At 37.0% G+C, this 1,663-nt stretch carries 1 protein-coding gene; it reads left to right on the plus strand.

What is annotated here, in order from left to right; translation table 11 throughout:
• Nucleotides 1-66: 66 nt before the first annotated feature.
• Nucleotides 67-1,616, plus strand: a protein-coding gene (locus HU823_RS22385) for an IS3 family transposase (RefSeq protein ID WP_370568613.1) whose coding sequence is annotated in 2 segments (ribosomal slippage) — nucleotides 67-691 and nucleotides 691-1,616 — 1,551 coding nt in all. Because the reading frame shifts where the segments join, the coding sequence is not laid out codon by codon here.
• The last annotated feature ends 47 nt before the right edge of the window (nucleotides 1,617-1,663 follow it).

A 1,663-nucleotide genomic window follows, 5' to 3' on the forward strand; every position in this document is an offset into this window, starting at 1 on the left:
TGATATGCTCCCCTTAAGGTAGACAGATGAAATAAAAAGTCTGTTTATCTTAAGGGGAGTTTTTTTATGGGGTATTCTAAAGAGTTTAAATACACAGTCTTATCTACTTATAAAGAGGGCGAATTTACAATAAAAGAGCATTGTAAAAAGTTTGAGATAGCCAAGACCTCTCTTAAGAAATGGATTGAGCAATTTGAGAGATATGGAATGGAAGGTCTTAGATCCTCAAGTCCCTGGAAGTCTTATTCTAAAGAGCTCAAGGTCAGAGCTGTTAGGGATTATTTGTCAGGTCAATACTCTCAGAATGAACTTATAAGAATGTATGGTATTTCAAGTAGATCGGTCCTCCAGGAATGGATTAAGACGTATAATAGTTATAGAGAATTAAAGGGTACGTCTATGGGGAGGACGAGTTCTATGACTAAAGGAAGAAAAACAACATGGGGTGAACGTAGACAGATTGTACTTGATTGTTTGGAGAACGGGAAGGATTATCAGAAAAAAGCTGAAACATACGAGGTCTCCTACCAACAGGTGTATCAATGGGTTAAGAAGTATGAAAAAGATGGAGATGAAGCGCTTAAAGATAAGCGTGGAAGAACAAAGCAAGAAAACGAGTTAACACCTGATGAGGCATTTAAGTTACAGATGAAAAGATTAGAACGAGAGAATGAACGATTACGGGCGGAAAATGCATTCTTAAAAAAGTTAGAGGAGATCGAAAGGAGGCAAAAGTAGTCTATATACCAAATGAAAATAAATATATGGCCATCCAGGAACTACATGTTAAAGAAAAAGTAAGTATTCTTTTGCTTTGTGAAATCGCAGGTCTCTCACGAGCTGCCTATTATAAGTGGCTAAAACGAATGCCTTCTAAGCAAGAGCGTCAGAATAATGAGATTATAAAAGAGCTGAAAGCTCTCCATAAGAAAGTGGAGGGCATCTATGGGTATCGTCGAATGACAATGAATATAAACCGAATCTTAAACAAGAAATTTAATCCTAAACGGATTTATAGGCTGATGAGGGTTGCGGATATACAGTGCGTCATTCGAAAAAAGAAGAGTAGATATAAGCGTTCTATCCCCCAACATGTGGCGGAGAATGTGTTAAATCGTGAATTCACAGCAGAAAAGAAAAATACAAAATGGGTAACGGATGTCACAGAATTCAAATATGGTTCACAAAAGAAAGCTTATCTAAGTGCCATTTTAGATTTGTATGATGGATCAATCGTAAGCTATGTAGTAGGACATTCGAATAATAATAGCCTCGTGTTCAAAACGCTAGACCAAGCAATAGAACAGTTAGAGGAAGAACAACCACTTATTCACAGTGATCGAGGATTTCAGTACACTTCTCATGGGTTCAAACGCAAGGTGGATCAAGCCCAAATGACTCAAAGCATGTCACGTGTGGGTAGATGTATAGATAATGGACCAATGGAATCATTCTGGGGAACCCTCAAGTGTGAAAAGTATTACTTACATAAATTTGAGACATTTGAAAACCTGTCTATAGCGATAGATGAGTATATCCATTTTTATAATTATGAAAGATATCAAAAACGATTAAACGGCCTCAGCCCTATAGAATATAGAGCTGAAGCCTCTTAGTTGGTTTTTATTATTTTTACTGTCTACTTGACGGGGTGCAGTTCAAA

Origin of the sequence: Fictibacillus sp. 18YEL24 (genome assembly GCF_015903855.1) — a bacterium.
Taxonomy (GTDB): Bacteria; Bacillota; Bacilli; order Bacillales; family Fictibacillaceae; genus Fictibacillus; species Fictibacillus phosphorivorans_C.